The organism is Spongorhabdus nitratireducens, from assembly GCA_947387575.1.
In the GTDB taxonomy this organism is placed as follows: Bacteria; Pseudomonadota; Gammaproteobacteria; order Pseudomonadales; family Endozoicomonadaceae; genus CANDOC01.
Genome location: CANDOC010000011.1, coordinates 190,744 through 207,438 on the forward strand (window position 1 = coordinate 190,744; position 16,695 = coordinate 207,438).

15 protein-coding genes are annotated in these 16,695 nt (G+C 49.5%); 8 read left to right on the forward strand and 7 right to left on the reverse strand.

The window, feature by feature from the left end:
- Window positions 1-466 precede the first annotated feature (466 nt).
- Window positions 467-2,626: a DNA helicase II gene (gene uvrD / locus ACYZZ0_RS19285; RefSeq protein ID WP_461538291.1), complete on the forward strand. Its 2,160-nt coding sequence runs from the start codon at window positions 467-469 to the stop codon at window positions 2,624-2,626.
- 46 nt (window positions 2,627-2,672) lie between these two features.
- Here uvrD and ACYZZ0_RS19290 read toward each other — a convergent pair whose 3' ends face one another.
- Window positions 2,673-3,455 (reverse strand): hypothetical protein, encoded by a 783-nt coding sequence (locus ACYZZ0_RS19290; protein WP_461538292.1) that lies wholly within the window; start codon window positions 3,453-3,455, stop codon window positions 2,673-2,675.
- Between the two features lie 178 nt (window positions 3,456-3,633).
- Between ACYZZ0_RS19290 and ACYZZ0_RS19295 the strand changes: the two genes are divergently transcribed.
- Window positions 3,634-4,740 (forward strand): TRAP transporter substrate-binding protein, encoded by a 1,107-nt coding sequence (locus ACYZZ0_RS19295; RefSeq protein ID WP_461538293.1) that lies wholly within the window; start codon window positions 3,634-3,636, stop codon window positions 4,738-4,740.
- Between the two features lie 27 nt (window positions 4,741-4,767).
- On the opposite strand, the gene murI is transcribed toward ACYZZ0_RS19295, so the two are convergent.
- Window positions 4,768-5,595 (reverse strand): glutamate racemase, encoded by an 828-nt coding sequence (gene murI / locus ACYZZ0_RS19300; RefSeq protein ID WP_461538294.1) that lies wholly within the window; start codon window positions 5,593-5,595, stop codon window positions 4,768-4,770.
- A 143-nt stretch (window positions 5,596-5,738) separates the two neighbouring features.
- Window positions 5,739-6,104 (reverse strand): TraR/DksA family transcriptional regulator, encoded by a 366-nt coding sequence (locus ACYZZ0_RS19305; RefSeq protein WP_461538295.1) that lies wholly within the window; start codon window positions 6,102-6,104, stop codon window positions 5,739-5,741.
- A gap of 144 nt (window positions 6,105-6,248) precedes the next feature.
- On the opposite strand from ACYZZ0_RS19305, the gene ACYZZ0_RS19310 reads away from it, so the two are divergent.
- The 6 genes from ACYZZ0_RS19310 (at window position 6,249) to phoR (ending at window position 11,988) form a co-directional block, all read left to right on the forward strand.
- Window positions 6,249-6,587, forward strand: a complete 339-nt coding sequence (locus tag ACYZZ0_RS19310; RefSeq protein ID WP_461538296.1) for a hypothetical protein — start codon at window positions 6,249-6,251, stop codon at window positions 6,585-6,587.
- Between the two features lie 89 nt (window positions 6,588-6,676).
- Window positions 6,677-7,930 (forward strand): FAD-dependent monooxygenase, encoded by a 1,254-nt coding sequence (locus ACYZZ0_RS19315; RefSeq protein ID WP_461538297.1) that lies wholly within the window; start codon window positions 6,677-6,679, stop codon window positions 7,928-7,930.
- A 24-nt stretch (window positions 7,931-7,954) separates the two neighbouring features.
- Entirely contained in the window at window positions 7,955-8,593 is a 639-nt protein-coding gene (locus tag ACYZZ0_RS19320) for a chorismate--pyruvate lyase family protein (protein ID WP_461538298.1), read from the forward strand.
- A gap of 86 nt (window positions 8,594-8,679) precedes the next feature.
- Window positions 8,680-9,573, forward strand: coding sequence for a 4-hydroxybenzoate octaprenyltransferase (gene ubiA / locus ACYZZ0_RS19325; protein WP_461538299.1), 894 nt, complete (start codon window positions 8,680-8,682; stop codon window positions 9,571-9,573).
- Window positions 9,574-9,679: 106 nt separating this feature from the next.
- Entirely contained in the window at window positions 9,680-10,369 is a 690-nt protein-coding gene (gene phoB, locus ACYZZ0_RS19330) for a phosphate regulon transcriptional regulator PhoB (protein WP_461538300.1), read from the forward strand.
- 278 nt (window positions 10,370-10,647) lie between these two features.
- Window positions 10,648-11,988, forward strand: coding sequence for a phosphate regulon sensor histidine kinase PhoR (gene phoR, locus ACYZZ0_RS19335; protein WP_461538301.1), 1,341 nt, complete (start codon window positions 10,648-10,650; stop codon window positions 11,986-11,988).
- A 168-nt stretch (window positions 11,989-12,156) separates the two neighbouring features.
- On the opposite strand, the gene ACYZZ0_RS19340 is transcribed toward phoR, so the two are convergent.
- The 4 genes from ACYZZ0_RS19340 to ACYZZ0_RS19355 form a co-directional block, all read right to left on the reverse strand.
- The gene (locus ACYZZ0_RS19340; protein ID WP_461538302.1) at window positions 12,157-12,588 is read right to left on the reverse strand and encodes an H-NS histone family protein; all 432 of its coding nucleotides are present in this window, start codon (window positions 12,586-12,588) and stop codon (window positions 12,157-12,159) included.
- A 570-nt stretch (window positions 12,589-13,158) separates the two neighbouring features.
- Entirely contained in the window at window positions 13,159-14,673 is a 1,515-nt protein-coding gene (locus ACYZZ0_RS19345; protein ID WP_461538303.1) for a SpoVR family protein, read from the reverse strand.
- A gap of 28 nt (window positions 14,674-14,701) precedes the next feature.
- Window positions 14,702-15,271, reverse strand: coding sequence for a hypothetical protein (locus tag ACYZZ0_RS19350; RefSeq protein ID WP_461538304.1), 570 nt, complete (start codon window positions 15,269-15,271; stop codon window positions 14,702-14,704).
- Between the two features lie 16 nt (window positions 15,272-15,287).
- Window positions 15,288-16,574, reverse strand: a complete 1,287-nt coding sequence (locus ACYZZ0_RS19355) for a YeaH/YhbH family protein (protein ID WP_461538305.1) — start codon at window positions 16,572-16,574, stop codon at window positions 15,288-15,290.
- Window positions 16,575-16,695: the final 121 nt, after the last annotated feature.

Consider the following 16,695-nt stretch of genomic DNA (forward strand, 5'->3'; position numbering starts at 1 on the left):
TGGGGATGGGCCACACGTCTCATTCCTGGCTGTTATTTTTATTCCATAGTGTGCCCGGCGTAGATGAAGAACACATTACAAACGGAAACCCTTCCTGTCTCTGTTCGCTCTGTCAGACCGCTATCCGTAGTAGTCTGTGGTGCTGTTTTTCTTCTTCAGCTCTAGGCAATATTGTTACAGCAAACTCCGTACCAAGTTTTGTATTAGCACTTCAACGACACTAATCTTGGTACATTGAGCATAAAGCAGTTACGCCAAACATCCAACTGCTCGTGTTTGTGTCTGGTCAGTTGTGTAGAAATGGTACATTCATGCCACAAAGGTAACAGTTCACAGTAGAAAAGAGTGTGCATAGCGTTCATTAACACGATCATGTTCTTTACCAATGAACAAACCATGGAAACTTCCTCGGGATTTCAGCACACTTACAACAACTGAAATCCCGTTTTCATAGCTGAATTGCCGAATGACTAATCATCCCCTTCTGGATTCCCTTAACGATGCCCAGCGCGAAGCTGTCAGCCAGCCGGTGCGCAGTTCACTGGTACTGGCCGGTGCCGGCAGTGGCAAAACCCGGGTACTGGTACACCGCATTGCCTGGCTGATTCAGGAGGAAAGCCTGTCGCCCCATTCCATTATGGCGGTGACCTTTACCAACAAGGCTGCCCACGAAATGCGGGGGCGGATTGAGCACCTGCTAGGCGTTTCTCCACGCTCCATGTGGGTCGGCACATTCCACGGTTTGGCGCACCGGCTGCTGCGAATGCACTATAAAGAGGCAAAACTGCCCGAAAATTTTCAGATTCTGGACAGTGATGATCAGCTGCGTCTGATCAAGCGCATTATGAAGTCACTGGCACTGGACGACAGTAAATGGCCTCCGCGTCAGGCACAGTGGTATATCAACAGCAAAAAAGATGAAGGACTGCGCCCGGATTATATCGACCCCGGTTATGACCTGTTCGAGAAAACCATGCTGCAGGTCTATCAGGCTTACCAACAAGCCTGTGATAAAGCCGGCGTCGTAGATTTCGGCGAACTGCTGTTACGTTCTCACGAACTGTGGCTGAACTGCCCGGCACTGCTGAAGCATTATCGGATGCGCTTCAACTATGTGCTGGTAGACGAGTTTCAGGACACCAACGCCGTACAGTATGCATGGCTTCGGATGCTGGTTGGCGATGAAGACAAGCTGATGGTGGTAGGTGATGATGATCAGTCTATCTACGGCTGGCGTGGTGCACGGATCGAAAATATCCGTCAGTTCAGCCAGGATTTCCCGACTGCCAGTACCATCAAGCTGGAACAGAATTACCGCTCTACCAGCAATATTCTGAATGCTGCCAATGCGGTCATTTCCCGTAATCCGGATCGTCTGGGCAAAGAACTATGGACTCAGGATCACGATGGTGACCCGATTCTGCTGTACTCCGGTTTCAATGAAGTGGAAGAAGCCCGCTACATTACCGAACGCATCAAGGCAGAAACCGATCAGGGGCGTGCCCGCAAGGAGATCGCTATTCTGTATCGCTCCAATGCCCAATCCCGGGTACTGGAAGAAGCCCTTATTCGCTCTGCTATTCCTTATCGAATTTATGGCGGTCAGCGTTTCTTCGAACGGCTGGAAATCAAGAATGCACTCGCTTACCTGCGCCTGATCAGTAATCCACACGACAATGAAGCGATGGAACGGGTTATCAATCTGCCACCACGTGGTATTGGTGAAAAAACGGTTCAGGGCTTAAGGGAAGCGGCTGTCGCCCAAGGTGTTTCCATGTGGCAAATCGCCAGTCAGGGTAACTTGACCGGACGTGCAGCCAAAACCGTTGGCGGCTTCGTTGAGCTGATTAAAGAGCTTTCTTCGCGAGGTGATAAAGCCCCATTGCACGATTTGGCCGAGCAGGTGATCAGCCTTAGCGGACTGGTTGAACATCACGGCAAGGAGAAGGGTGAAAAGGGTCAAACCCGGGTCGAAAACCTTGAAGAACTGGTTTCTGCCTGTCGTGAGTTCGATCCGGAAGATATGCTGGATGATCCAGACATGCCGCAGAATATGTCGCCGCTGGATGCCTTTCTAGCCCATGCTGCACTGGAAGCCGGTGACAAGCAGGCAGATATGCACAGCGACAGCGTGCAGATGATGACCCTCCACTCCGCCAAGGGTCTGGAATTTCCGGTGGTCTTTCTGGCCGGTATGGAAGAAGGTCTGTTCCCGCACAAGATGTCGATGGAAGATCCCAACGGATTAGAGGAAGAGCGTCGTCTTTGCTATGTCGGTATCACTCGTGCAATGGAGAAGCTTTATCTCACTCACGCTGAAAGCCGCCGGCTGCATGGTCAAGACAATTACAACCGTCCTTCCCGCTTCATTCGAGAAATACCTCTGGAACTGATTCAGGAAGTCCGTCTGGGTGCGACAATTACCCGCCCCATGTCTTCAAAAGCCATGCAGGAGCCGGCACCGGAAGGTATGGCACTGGGCCAGCGGGTACATCATGATATTTTCGGCGAAGGCACGGTGATGGACTTTGAAGGGCAGGGTGCACAGACACGGGTTCATATCAATTTTGACCGGGCAGGCAGCAAGTGGCTGATGTTATCTGTAGCAAAACTGGAACCGGCCTGATTGTCTGATCAAGATACAGCCTCCGGGTCGAGGCTGTATCTACCGGTTATTTCCTGCGGTCCGAGAGAGCCCATTCCTCCAACTGTCGTATTAACTCATCTTCATCAAGATCAGGATTTAAGGGAGGGGGTGGAGTAGAGTCAGTGCTGGAAACATCATCCTCACTCAGCAGCTGTTCAAGCTCTTCCTTGAGTTCAGCCTCACTATCTTCAGTGATGCTTGAGGTTAAGGCCGAGCTGATATCCTGCTGACGCTGAGCAAGAGGGTGAGCGGCATAACTCTGTTCAAGCACATTCACAGCAAATCTGGCATTGGCAATCTGTCCCTCAAGTGAACTTGATCGCTTGACCTGATTATCAGCCTGAACGAAAGCTCTGTGTAATCTTTGAATTCTCTGTTGATTTCGGCTTCGGGGAAGTTTGTTTCTTTCCAGAGCCAAATTAACGCGAGCGCGTTTCCTCTGGCTGAGCAACTTATCTTTGTCAGGAAGCGCTGCTTGTTCACTTTCCAGACGATTCAGGGTCGATTTTGCTTCCTGAAGCTGCGACTCCAGTTTGGCAAATTCTTTCTTTTCTGCCCGGGCTTTAAGTCCCAATGGATCTTTCAGAAACTGCAACGGCTTTGATCGTACAGCTTTACGCTTATGGATTGGTTTTGATGTGGGCCGTTTTACACCTGCCTGCAAACGTTTCAGTGGAGAGAACTTTCGTCCTTTCCTGAATCGCAAAAACTTGATATCACTGACTTCAGACGACTTGCCAGCTTTCTTGTTGCCACTCAGGTGAAGTGCATGAAGAGCCTTCGTCACGCCCAGTGGTACTTTTGGCATAGTTCTCTCCCTGAAACATTAAAGCCTTTCTGGCACCCCATCTTTTAAGAATATACGGTTATAACAAAACCGCTCCTTTCACTTGGCCCCTTTTCCCCCGGCTAATACCAGTGGTAGGCTTGTCCATGCCGTAATAAAGCGCCTCTCAGCAGGCCAATAACAAAAAATGGAGTGAAGTATGAAGCGTCGTCAGGTAATGACTGCACTCGGCCTGGGTGCAGCCGGAGCCGTACTGGCCGGATGTAGCGGCGGACAGGAATCCGCACCCTCAACCCAATCCAGCGAACCCCAGCAAACCTTCCAGTGGAAACTGGTCACCTCATGGCCCAAGAACTTCCCGGGGCTGGGCATGGCACCCGAGCGGTTTGCCGAAATGGTCCGCACCATGAGTAATGGCCGGCTGGATATCAAGATTTTCGCCGCCGGCGAACTCGTACCGGCACTGGAAGTATTTGATGCCGTATCCGCCGGTACTGCCGAGATGGGCCATGCCGCCGCCTATTACTGGAAAGGCAAAACCCCTGCAGCCCAGTTCTTTACTGCCGTACCTTTCGGGCTGAATGCTCAGGAAATCAGCAGCTGGATCAACTATGGCGGTGGTCAGGAGCTGTGGGACGAGGTCTACAAACCTTTCGGTGTCAAGGCCTTCCCCGGAGGTAATACCGGTGTTCAGATGGCAGGCTGGTTTAACAAGAAGATTGAATCACTGGATGACCTGAAAGGCCTGAAGATGCGTATTCCCGGCATGGGCGGGGAAGTACTGAAGCGACTTGGCGGTGTGCCCGTCAACGTACCGGGCGGTGAAATCTTCACCAACCTGCAAACCGGTGCGATCGACGCGACCGAATGGGTTGGCCCCTATAACGATCTGGCCTTTGGCTTCTACAAAGTCGCTGAATATTACTACTACCCGGGCTGGCACGAGCCAGGCAGCCAGATGGAATTCAGCATCAATCTGGAAGCCTGGAATGCACTGCCAAAAGATCTGCAGCAGATTGTTGAAACCGCAACCCGCGCAATCAGTCTGGAGATGCTGGACGAATATACCGCTCGTAACAATGCAGCTTTGAAACAGCTGGTTGAAGAGCATGGTGTTAAAGTTCTGCCACTGCCGGATGACGTGCTGTCTGAACTGCGAAAAGTAGCAGACGAAGTAACCAAGGAAGTGGCTGGAGGAAGTGAACTCGCTCAGCGGGTTATGGCTTCATTTGAAGCATTCCGGGACCAGTCTCAGGCTTATCACACAATTTCTGAACACGCTTATTACAAGGCTCGAAACCTCTAGCCTCATCCAACGGCTGATACTTAAGTATCAGCCGTTTAGCCCCTCCAGCTCGAATCCCTGACGCTGCAGATAGTCAACCAGTCCGTTGACAGGTATATCGCCCGTAAAAACAGCTTTGTGTTCAGGTACAGAATTTACTGCTGGCTGTGAGATCAAACTGGAAACTCTGCGTGCAATCGCATCTCCGGAATCAACCCACTGAATATGTTGTGGTGCGACTGCAGCAAGCTCTTTCGAGAGTAGAGGGAAATGGGTGCAACCCAGAATAATCGTATCGGGCCCATTGTCCTTTTCAAAGTTATCCACAAAGGGGGCAATAACCTGCTCCAGAGCATCCGGGGCAACTACCTTGCCCTGTAAATGATCTTCCGCCAGATGCACCAGCTCGCTACTACCCACCAGCGTTACTTCACAATCTGAAGCAAAGTCATCAATCAGCTGCCGGGTGTAGGCTCTTTCTACTGTTGCCGGGGTTGCCAGCAGTCCGATATGACGATTGCGACTGACCTGTGCTGCTGTTTTTATGGCCGGAACCACACCGACAACCGGGATATCCAGCTGGCTTCGAACATGCGGCAAGGCAACGGTGCTCGCGGTGTTACAGGCGACGACAGCCAGAGCCGGATCAAACCTTTCAACCAGTTTCATCAGGCAGTTGCGAGTACGTTCAATGACAAAAGCTTCCGGGCGGGAGCCATAGGGAAAGCCGGCATTATCGGAGCAATAGATAACCGACAAGCCGGGTATACGGGCTTGTATGGAGTTAAAGATGCTGAGCCCCCCCACACCGGAATCAAAAATCACAATGGGGTTCGCCGTTGCCGGGCTGATAGACGTATTATTCTGCGCCGCCATAATTGATTAGAACAGTACCTTTAAAAATGATTCCCGAGCGCGGAGCTTAGCGATTACATTTCAACTCGCCAATACGTAACGAGACTGAAGCATACATAGAAGCCCCACACTTTTTAGTCACACGTTATCAACGCGAGTCCCTGTTAATTATTCTCTGCAGACTGCTGACATTTGATGCAAAGCGGCGTTTCGGGACGAACCTGCAACCGGGCAAAGCCTATGGGATTATCACAGCTGCGGCAAAGGCCGTACTCATCGGGATCTTCCTCATACAGGCGCAATGCAGACAGCACCTGCTTAAGTCTTTGCCGGGCCTGATGTTCATTGGCTTGAGCCATATTCTGTTGCTGTAAGGCATCAACCCGGGAAACACGTCCCAGTCGCTGCTGATCTAGCATAACAGTGTCTGCCGAAACGGCAGTTTGCGTCAGGGTATCTTCCAGTAAAGCCCTGAGATCTTCCAGCGCCTGAAGTAACAAATCCCGCTGAGCCTGATCAAGATTATTCATTATTATTTGCCCGACCTGCATTGCTCACCTGATAAGAACTATCGTACCTGTCATTTTTAAAACAAACAGCCCGGCCACTGCGACAGACGTCATATTCTTACTTAACCTCAGAGCACAGATACAACAGGGTTAACGGTGATCATCATGAAGTTTGGCTCACGCAGTCTACTCCTTCTGGCGATACTGGCAGTTATGGTTTCTTCAGGCCTGGCGGCACGTGAAGGTCTGCGATTACAAGCAATGGTGACGGGTCAATTGGTGCAGATCCGGGTGCTCAATAGACAGGATACAAACGAGCCCATTCAATTCACGGTGTATGATGCCAACACACAGCGGAAGCTATGTACTCGTAGGGCTGATGCGAAGGGTCGTGCCAATTTTGTCTTCTCTCCTGCTGATAACAGCTTACTAATCAAAGCGCATGATACAGGCGACAGATCTGGAGTAATTTCAGTCATGCTGCGCCGGGGTGTTACGTCCTAGTAATTGTCGTGATGACTATTGAACAGGCTGGTATGATGGCGCTTGAAAATACCCGGATCACTCCGGGATAAAACGGGAAGGTAAGGGATATGACGCCGGATTATGATGTTCTGATTGTGGGTGCCGGCATGGTCGGCGCAGCCGTTGCATGTGCACTCGGACAGGCAGGGTTTAAAGTTGGAGTTGTTGACCACCAGCCTCCCGCCGAATTTCAGCCAGATGCTGCCCCTGACCTTCGCGTTTCGGCATTAAGCCCGGCTACAATCCGTGTTCTTGAACGTCTCGGTGCCTGGCAGCATATTGAAGCCATGCGAGTCTGTCCTTACCGTCGCATGGCAGTATGGGAAAAACTGAATATTCCCCTGATTGGCAAGCACACCCGCTTTAACCGCACAATGTTCCAGGCCTCAGAGCTCAACGAGCCCCGACTGGGTTACATTGTTGAAAACAACATCGTTCAACTCGGGCTGCATGCTGCAATGAAAAGCAGCCAGGATGTAGAACTGATCTGCCCGGCCCGTATCACTACAATTCTGACTGGTAACAAACAGCCTCAATTACAACTTGATGATGGTCGAACACTCACCGCCCGGTTACTGGTGGGGGCCGATGGTGCTCAATCCCAGGTCAGAGATGCTGCCGGTATGGGCGTTGGTGCCTATGATTACGAACAGCAGGCTCTGGTTGCCACCGTTGAAATTGGCGGTGGACCGCTGGACATTACCTGGCAGGCCTTTACTTCAACCGGACCTCTGGCTTTATTGCCTCTGCCAGATGTTGACGGTCGCAGCTATGCATCTCTGGTCTGGTATAACCTGCCGGATGAAGTGCGCAAGCTGAAGTCCATGCATGAAGCCGTCTTCCTCAAAGCGGTACGGGAACATTTCCCATCAGAGCTGCCAGCGCTGAAAGCATTGCATGGCCGTGCTTCATTTCCTCTGACACGACGTCATGCCCATCAATATGTTAAACCGGGCGTTGCTCTGGTTGGGGATGCTGCCCACACCATCAACCCGCTGGCCGGACAGGGCGTTAATCTCGGGTTTATGGATGTTGCCTGGCTGGCCCAGACTTTATCCGAAGCGCGTGATCAGGGTGCAGATTATGCTTCTGCCGACGTCCTGAAAGGTTATGAAAAGGCCCGTCGTTCAGATAACCGTAACATGATGCTGGTGATGGATGCGTTCTATCACCTATTCAGTAATGAAGTGACACCGTTAAAAGTCGCACGGAATATTGGTCTTGCTGTGGCCGGCCGTACCCGGGCTGGCCAGAAGCGCGTCATGCGCTATGCCATGGGAATGGAAGGCAGATTACCCCTGCTGGCTCAGGCAACACGCTGATCAATCAAAGCTCGAGATAATTTGGTGAATCAAACTCCTGTGACTGCGCTGGAAACAGACCGGCGCGCCTATCATGTTTTTTCAGCCGGTCATGGTATCGAGCCGGACCGGCTTGATCGGCTTTATGCCCGCAATCGTCATGTCAGCCATGTCGGTTACCGGGATATAACACCTGAAGACCTGCCAGGCGAGCTTCAGGACTGGCTGTTATATCCGGGCTCCCTGACCCGCAGATTACAGCGGGCATTTCCCGGTACCTTTGAAGTTAAAGTACTGCGACAGGAGTGGGATATTCCCACCTCATGGGAAAGCCGTTTTCTCGGCACAGCACCACGCCGGATTGCCAATATTCGGGAAGTGCTGTTGATCTGCAATAATCAGCCACGGGTTTATGCCCGTAGTGTCCTGCCCTGGTCCAGCCTGAATGGAGAGAACCGTAATCTGCTCTCTCTTGGCAGCAAGCCACTGGGGGAGTTTCTGTTTACCCGGGCCAATGTAAAGCGGGAATGTATTGAAGTTTCGCGATTGCCCGTTGCCGACCTGCATCCATGCCTGGAACAGCACTACGCCAGGAATACTCAGGTTTGGGGAAGACACTCCAGATTCCGGCTGAACAGCAAGCCTCTTTCTGTCTATGAAGCTTTTCTGCCTGACCGGGTCTGACTACCCTTCAAACAAAACGATCTCTCGAACAGGACAGCGGCCTGACGATACAGGATGTAATAACCGATGATACAAGTAGCAAGATCATGAGTGCAGCGGACAAGCCGACATTACAGCAACCAGACTGGCAAACCCGGTTTCAGGACTTTGTTCAGTTAACCCGCCTGAATCGTCCAATCGGTATTCTGTTACTGCTATGGCCCACCTGGTGGGCACTGTGGCTGGCAGCTGAAGGTATGCCGGATGTATCCGTACTGCTGATTTTCACTGCTGGTGTAGTTCTGATGCGCAGTGCCGGTTGTGTGGTGAATGACTTCGCCGATCGTAATTTTGACGGACATGTTAAACGCACTGCACAGCGGCCAATGCCTTCCGGCCGGGTATCAACCCGGGAAGCACTGGTGTTGTTTACGGTTCTGGTAACCATCTCGTTTGTTCTGGTGCTGATGACCAACATGCTGACAATTATGTTGTCGGTTGGTGGTGTACTTCTGGCCAGCATCTATCCCTTTATGAAGCGGTATACCCACCTGCCGCAGGTTGTGCTGGGTGCGGCTTTTGGCTGGTCGATCCCCATGGCTTATGCGGCACAAAGCGGTGATTTACCCACTACGGCGTGGTTGCTGTTTATCGCCAACCTGCTCTGGACCGTCGCATATGACACTCAATACGCCATGGTAGATCGGGACGATGATTTGAAAATCGGGATCAAGTCGACCGCCATCCTGTTTGGTGATCTTGATAACGTTATCAATTTATCACTGCAGGGACTGTTTCTGCTCTGCATGATAATGCTCGGCGTTCAGCTGGATAGCGGAGTTCCTTATTATCTTGGGCTGGCCACAGCTCTGGTTTTATTCATATATCAGTATCGCCTGACTCGTAACCGGGAGCGTATGCCCTGCTTCAAGGCCTTTCTGAACAATAACTGGGTTGGCTGTATTGTTTTCGCAGGTATTGCTCTCGACTTGATGATCTAGTGGTAAACCGCATCAGAGATAGGATTTTGTCATCAGCCTGTAACAATGACAGGCTGTAATTCAGGACAATGCAAAAGCAAAGTTCGGATTGAGGAACAGAGTGCTCATGGTCAGTAAAACTATACTAATTGTCGATGATGAGCCCCCCATAAGGGAAATGATCGTTGTAGCGCTGGAAATGGCCGGTTACAACTGCCTCGAAGCGGAAGATGCACGACAGGCTCATGCCATCATCGTAGATAACAAACCGGATCTGGTGCTACTGGACTGGATGCTGCCCGGTACCAGTGGACTGGAGCTGGCTCGTCGACTCAAGCGTGAAGATGCCACCCGGGATGTGCCCATCATCATGCTGACAGCAAAAGGCGAAGAAGATAATAAAATCCAGGGACTGGAAACCGGTGCTGATGATTACATCACCAAGCCGTTTTCTCCCCGTGAGCTGGTTGCCCGTTTAAAAGCCGTTCTCCGTCGTACCGCAGGCATGGAAGATCAGGGACCTATTCGTATTGAAGGGCTAGAGCTGGATCCGGTCAGCCACCGCGTCACCATAAACGGCGATGCAGCCTCCATGGGCCCTACCGAGTATCGCCTGCTTCAGTTCTTTATGACTCATCAGGAACGGGCATATACCCGTGGTCAGCTGCTGGACCATGTCTGGGGTGGTAATGTCTACGTCGAGGAACGTACGGTTGATGTACACATTCGTCGACTGCGCAAGGTACTTGGCAGCCCCTACGAAAATATGGTGCAGACTGTAAGAGGCACCGGTTACAGGTTTTCAACCAGAGCCTGAACCGAGTATCAGGCTCATCGGCCTTTCAGCAATGCCTGAAAGGCTTAACACCCACCGGTAAGGCATTCTACCTGCTCGCTACAATTCTGAAGGGTAAATGCTTTCCTGATACACTGCAGAGAGCAAATGCAGTGTACCTGAATGGCCGACAGTCGCAGTTTAACACTGCTCCATTTTGTTGCGGGCATATACCACAACGCCCAAAATCGAAATAAAAATGTCGCATATTTCAGCGATCATAGCGGCATTTCCATCATGAATAAAAACGGAGTTGCTCGGTGAAGCGGGACTGGAAATCAGAGCTGATTCAGCGGTTGATACTGCTGGTCGGGGGTTCTGCCTGTTTAGGCTGGCTGGTTGGCGAAATTGCCTGGGGGCTGGTTGCCGGATTATCTGTTTATCTGGGCTGGGTCCTGTGGCAAGCCTCACGGCTGGCAGGTTGGCTGGATGCCGAAGATGATGTCGAACCACCGGAGGCTCAGGGCTTCTGGGGTGAAGTCTTTGACTCTATTTATCGTCTGCAACGGCGTCATCACCGCTCAATGGACAAGCTGCAGGCTGTAATTGACCGGGTTAAAGACTCAACAGGCGCACTGAACAGCGGCATTATTATGCTCGACCAGCAGGGTAACCTTGAATGGTGGAACCGTGCCGCAGCAAGATTACTGGGATTTCGACACGCTTATGATGTTGGCCAGGTGGTCACCAACCTCATCAGAGACCCCCGCTTTGTTGAATATTTCGAACAGCAAAAATATAAAGAGCCGCTTGAAATACCTTCTGCACTTAAAGAAGACTGCTATCTACAGTTCAGTATTACGCTCTATGGCAAAGGTAGTCGTTTAATGCTGGTCAGCGATGTGACACGTTTGCATCAGCTGGAGAGTATGAGAAAAGACTTTGTGGCGAATGTTTCTCATGAAATGAGAACACCACTGACGGTTATCACCGGCTATATCGAAACTATGTCCGATACCCTGCTGGATGAAGAGGAAAGTCCAAAGGTACGTATGTGGCGTCGTGCACTGGGACAGATGCAGGAACAGTCGACCCGAATGCAAAATCTGGTGTCAGATCTGCTGCTGCTTTCCAAACTGGAAACAGCCAACCAGATTGCCGAGCATGATGAAGTTCATTTACATCAGCTGTTGAATAATATTGCGACGGACGCCCAGGCACTCAGTGGTGAAGAGAACCATAACATTACCGTATCCTGTGATCCGGATATCTGTCTTGCCGGTAGTGAGCATGAATTACGCAGTGCTTTCTCCAATCTTATTTTTAATGCTGTTCGATATACCCCGGCGGAAGGCCGTATCACGATTAGCTGGCACGATGATCGGGATGGCGGACAGTTGATTGTCGAAGATACCGGTGAAGGTATTGAACCCCAGCATATTCCCCGGCTGACAGAGAGATTTTACCGGGTAGATCGTAGCCGAAGCATTCGAACAGGAGGCACTGGTCTGGGACTGGCGATTGTGAAGTATGTAATGATTCGACACAGCGCCCGGCTGGGAATCAGCAGCCAGTTAGGCAAGGGAAGTCGTTTCAGCTGTCATTTTCCAACTTCACGATTGCTGCATTTGAAAAATTCCCGAGCCATTGCCCAGGCTTGATTATTATGTGATCACTGCATAAATAAACAAGGGGGATAAGCATTGCTTATCCCCCTTGTTTTAATAACAACCAGACTGGTATCAACAAGCTATTAAGCTTCCGATGTAAACAAGTCTGAATGTTACGTGTTATTAACTGTTAGCCAGTTAATAAGTGAGAATCTGATATTACTCTTCAATCTCGGTAACAGCACACTCAATACGCTTCTTGCCAGTGCGGTTCAGGTATTCCTGAAAGTCACGTGGCAGACGACCGGTGGTAGCACCTTCCCAGGAGTGGGTCTGGCCATCTTCAGTTTGGTATTCGAAGGTGTACTTCTGGATGTTACGCTTCTTGCGCTTGGTAGTTGCTTCAGCCAGAGTGCCCAGATCGTCCATGGAAACGCCCTGGGAAGCCATCAGTTCCTTGATCTTTTCGATGCTTTCCTGCTTTTCCTTGCGACGAGCTTCTTCTTCAGCAGAAACAGCTTTCTTTTCTTCCAGTACATCAGACATGCGCGCAATCATACGCTCCAGGTCTTCAGCGTGAACATCTTTAAACAGAGAACGAATACGGGTTTTACTGCTCAGACGATGAGTGATCTCTTCAAAAATATTCATAACTTGGCTACCTGAATGGGTACTTTATTGATTTAAAGGTATGTATTTCTGGCAGACTGAAAACAGGGCGGGGGGGTAATTCCATTCCTTAATTTCAGCTACTTGCGCCCTTTTATCATAGTGGCTGGTGTGGAGCATACCGGATATAGGGTTGTTTTAACAAGTTATAATTAACTGGTCAAATATCAGCGTTTTAAAATTGATCCGTATTAATACAGAGGAACTCAGTTCAATATCTTCCACACCTTCAAGCAGGTTACTTCTGTTTTCGAATCACTTTCTACAATACCCTTCTGAAAGATACTCTGTGAATATCTTTCAGGAGGGTATTGTCTGTCTTCTAATAAAATCATGCAATGATAAAAACTCAGTGAAAGCTATTTACTATCAATTGTGATCATCAAACAAGGTGGGAGAAGACAACTGATTCATAAAGTAAAATATCTATTTAGAATCGTTACAAAAAAGAATTTTCCGCCAAAGCAGAAAATTCTTCTATAAAAAAACATCTGGCTAAGTGCGTAAGAAAAGCAAATAACTCGCCATTTATCCTGTTCTATTTCACCTGCACTACCTGCTTTCCTTTCCATCAGCTGGAGGACAGCGGCGAGTCTTTTTTACATTCCCTTCTTCATCAACTGACTCCATCACCACATCAAATCGCCACAGCCGATGAACGTGCCGCAGGATTTCTTCACAACTATCATCCAAAGGTCTTCCCTGATGCATATAGTGTCGTAAAGTTAACGTTCTATCGCCGCGAACATTGACATTGTAGATCTGGATATTGGGGTCGCGATTACCAATATTGTATTGTGCTGCGAGAGATTCTCTCACTTCCCGATACCCTGAATCATCATGTATCGCTTCAACTTCAAGATAGGATCTTGCTTCATCATCATTAATGCTGAAAAGACGAAGCTCCCGCATCACTTTAGGTGAAAGATATTGCAGGATAAAACTTTCATCCTTGAAATTTTTCATCGCAAAGTGAAGCGTATCTAACCAGTCAGATCCGGCAATATCAGGGAACCAGCGTTTGTCTTCTTCTGTCGGATTTTCACAAATTCGCTTGATATCGCAGAACATATTAAACCCAAGCGTATAAGGGTTTATACCTGAATAATAAGGGCTATCAAAAGGTGGTTGGTAAATGACATTGGCGTGAGAATGGAGAAACTCCATCATAAAACCGTCTGTTACCAGACCTTCATCATACATGGTATTTAACAGCGTATAATGCCAGAAACTGGCCCACCCCTCGTTCATTACCTGAGTCTGTCGCTGGGGATAAAAGTACTGGGCAACCTTGCGCACAATCCGAATCAACTCACGCTGCCAAGTTTCCAGTAGCGGAGCATTTTTCTCAAAGAAGTAGAGCAGGTTTTCTTCCGGGTCTTTTGGAAAACGTTCTTCTGATACCTTCTCTTCAGTACTTTCCTGCTTTGGAATTGTCGACCAGATATCATTCAGGGTTCGTTGAATATATTCTGCCCGTTCATCCTGACGTTCTTTCTCTTCCTCTGCTGAAACCGGGCGGGGGCGGTTGTAGCGATTGACGCCCTGATTCATCAGCGAGTGGCAGGCATCCAGAATATCTTCAACAGCTTCAATGCCGTATTTCTCTTCACACTGACTGATATAGCTTTTGGCAAACAACAGGTAATCAATAATTGAGTCAGCATCTGTCCAGGCCCGGAACAGATAATTCCCCTTGAAGAACGAGTTATGACCATAGCAGGCATGCGCCAGTACCAGCGCCTGCATGGTCATGGTGTTTTCTTCCATCAGGTAGGCAATACAGGGATTGGAGTTAATCACAATCTCGTAAGCCAGCCCCATTCGGCCACGCTGGTAATTCTGCTGGTTACTCAGGAAGTGTTTGCCAAAACTCCAGTGGTTATACATCAGGGGCATACCGGTTGAAGCATAGGCATCGAGCATCTGCTCTGAACTGATAACTTCAATCTGGTTTGGATAAGTATCGAGCCGGTAACCATCCGCTATACGCGCCAGCTCCCGGTCATACTCATCGATCAGATCAAATGTCCATTCAGAGCCAGTAGATAGCGGTTCCCTGCTCATAATCTGTTACTCACACATGTTGTTATAATTATTCAAGTACTGAGAAGTCAGTAATATCCAGCGGAGCTTCTTCCGCAGCTGGCATCTCATTTCGGGCACACACAAAACGGCAATAGCTGCCATCACCCAGATTGTCATAACCCTGGGTTCCCGGAAGCTGAATCGGGAAATCCATATACAAAGTGCCCGGCTGACCATTATCAAATGAAGCAGGGCTACACCCTCTGGTATTACTGAACCCTTCTATTCTGCAGGACGCATAGTTCTCACTCAGAGGAACTGAAAAGGTAAATCCGGGTTTTCCAGCCTGCTTGATTAACAGGGGAGATTTAACCGGATCACCGGAGTTATATCGATTATCAAAAGGTCTCAGCTGGGGATAAAAGTAAGCCTGCCGAATAAGAGAAGAGCCGTTCACACCACAGCTGACTTCCATCACCGGCTCTTTCAGGGGACGGTTGTTGACCATTTTTTGGACAAACGTCGTACACTCCAGATTCAGCGGCGTCATCATATTGCCGGATTGAGACATACTGTCGTCAGCTATCACCGGTGCAGCAGCAAAAAATAGCAGGACGAATCGTTTCAGGTATTCCATACCCTGCCTTCCGCCTCTAGTTAGCCTTGGCTGTTTTCTTGAGAAACAGTTCTCTGAACACCGGATAGATATCATTGGCAGACTTGATCTGCTGCATCGCAAAACTTTCCGGATGCTGGTCCTGTACTGACTCGTACTCCCGCCACAGATTCTGATGCTGACGATCGGTGATCTCGACATAAGAGAAATACTGTACCAATGGCATCAGCTTGTTACACAGAATCTTGCTGCAGACACTGGAATCCCCTTCCCAGTTATCACCATCGGAAGCCTGGGCAACATAAATATTCCAGTCTTTTGGCGAGTAGCGGCTGGAGATGGTTTCATGGGTCAGCTCAAGGGCACTGGAAACAATGGTGCCGCCAGTTTCCCGTGAATAAAAGAAATCATCCTCATCCACTTCTTTTGCAGCGGTATGGTGACGAATAAACACCACTTCGATCTCTTTATAATTTCGCTGCAGGAACAGGTAAAGCAGAATAAAGAACCGCTTGGCCATATCCTTGATTTCCTGGGTCATGGAGCCGGATACATCCATCACACAGAACATCACAGCCTTATTGCTCGGGCTGGGGACCTTCACATAGTTGTTATATTTCAGGTCAAACTCATCAATAAACGGCAGTCGTTTGAGCTTGCCATTTAATTCCCGAATTTTGTCGCGCAATTCTTCTGCCCTGGACTCATCGGTTTCGTCCGGGCTTACTTCCATTTCTCGCAGTTCACGCTTTAGCTGGCGAATCTCCCGCCGGTCCTTGCCGGAAAGTGCAATCCGTCGAGCATGAGCACTGCGAAGTGAACGAACAATATTCAATCGGTCAGGCGAACCATCCGTTGTATAGCCTGCCTGACGCATATTGAATTCCTGCGCGTCCATCATCTGTTTACGAACCAGATTGGGCAGTTCCAGATCATCAAACATATATTCCAGAAATTCGTCATGATTGATCTGGAAAGTAAACTCATCCATGCCATCGCCGCTGTTACTGGCCTGACCTGAACCGGAACCGCCCTTGCCACCGCCACTGGGCGGACGCTTGATGCGGTCACCTTTAATAAAATCTTTATTACCGGGATGAACATGAGTGAACTTGCCGCCCTGCCCATGACGGAAAGTCGGCTCGTTCAAGTCTTTACTGGGAATGGTTACCTGGCTGCCGCTTTCAACATCGGTAATACTGCGGCCATTAACTGCTTCGGAAACGGCTTTCTTGATGTGTTTGCGATAGCGCTGCAGAAAACGCTGGCGGTTAACGGTGCTCTTGTTTTTACCGTTCAGCCGACGGTCGATAATAATGCTCATACAACTATCCCTCGCTGTACCTGGTTGCAGCTATGTTGCAGCTATGGTTGTTACTGCACTGCAGCCATTGCTATCGCTGTTATTGTTCTTACTACATCCCGGGCTCCTTTGCCCCGCTTTT

Coding starts and splice junctions, on each gene's coding strand:
- uvrD (WP_461538291.1), top strand. CDS start 467: ATGACTAATCATCCCCTTCTGGATTCCCTTAACGATGCCCAGCGCGAA.
- ACYZZ0_RS19290 (WP_461538292.1), bottom strand. CDS start 3,455: ATGCCAAAAGTACCACTGGGCGTGACGAAGGCTCTTCATGCACTTCAC.
- ACYZZ0_RS19295 (WP_461538293.1), top strand. CDS start 3,634: ATGAAGCGTCGTCAGGTAATGACTGCACTCGGCCTGGGTGCAGCCGGA.
- murI (WP_461538294.1), bottom strand. CDS start 5,595: ATGGCGGCGCAGAATAATACGTCTATCAGCCCGGCAACGGCGAACCCC.
- ACYZZ0_RS19305 (WP_461538295.1), bottom strand. CDS start 6,104: ATGAATAATCTTGATCAGGCTCAGCGGGATTTGTTACTTCAGGCGCTG.
- ACYZZ0_RS19310 (WP_461538296.1), top strand. CDS start 6,249: ATGAAGTTTGGCTCACGCAGTCTACTCCTTCTGGCGATACTGGCAGTT.
- ACYZZ0_RS19315 (WP_461538297.1), top strand. CDS start 6,677: ATGACGCCGGATTATGATGTTCTGATTGTGGGTGCCGGCATGGTCGGC.
- ubiA (WP_461538299.1), top strand. CDS start 8,680: ATGAGTGCAGCGGACAAGCCGACATTACAGCAACCAGACTGGCAAACC.
- phoB (WP_461538300.1), top strand. CDS start 9,680: ATGGTCAGTAAAACTATACTAATTGTCGATGATGAGCCCCCCATAAGG.
- ACYZZ0_RS19340 (WP_461538302.1), bottom strand. CDS start 12,588: ATGAATATTTTTGAAGAGATCACTCATCGTCTGAGCAGTAAAACCCGT.
- ACYZZ0_RS19345 (WP_461538303.1), bottom strand. CDS start 14,673: ATGAGCAGGGAACCGCTATCTACTGGCTCTGAATGGACATTTGATCTG.
- ACYZZ0_RS19350 (WP_461538304.1), bottom strand. CDS start 15,271: ATGGAATACCTGAAACGATTCGTCCTGCTATTTTTTGCTGCTGCACCG.
- ACYZZ0_RS19355 (WP_461538305.1), bottom strand. CDS start 16,574: ATGAGCATTATTATCGACCGTCGGCTGAACGGTAAAAACAAGAGCACC.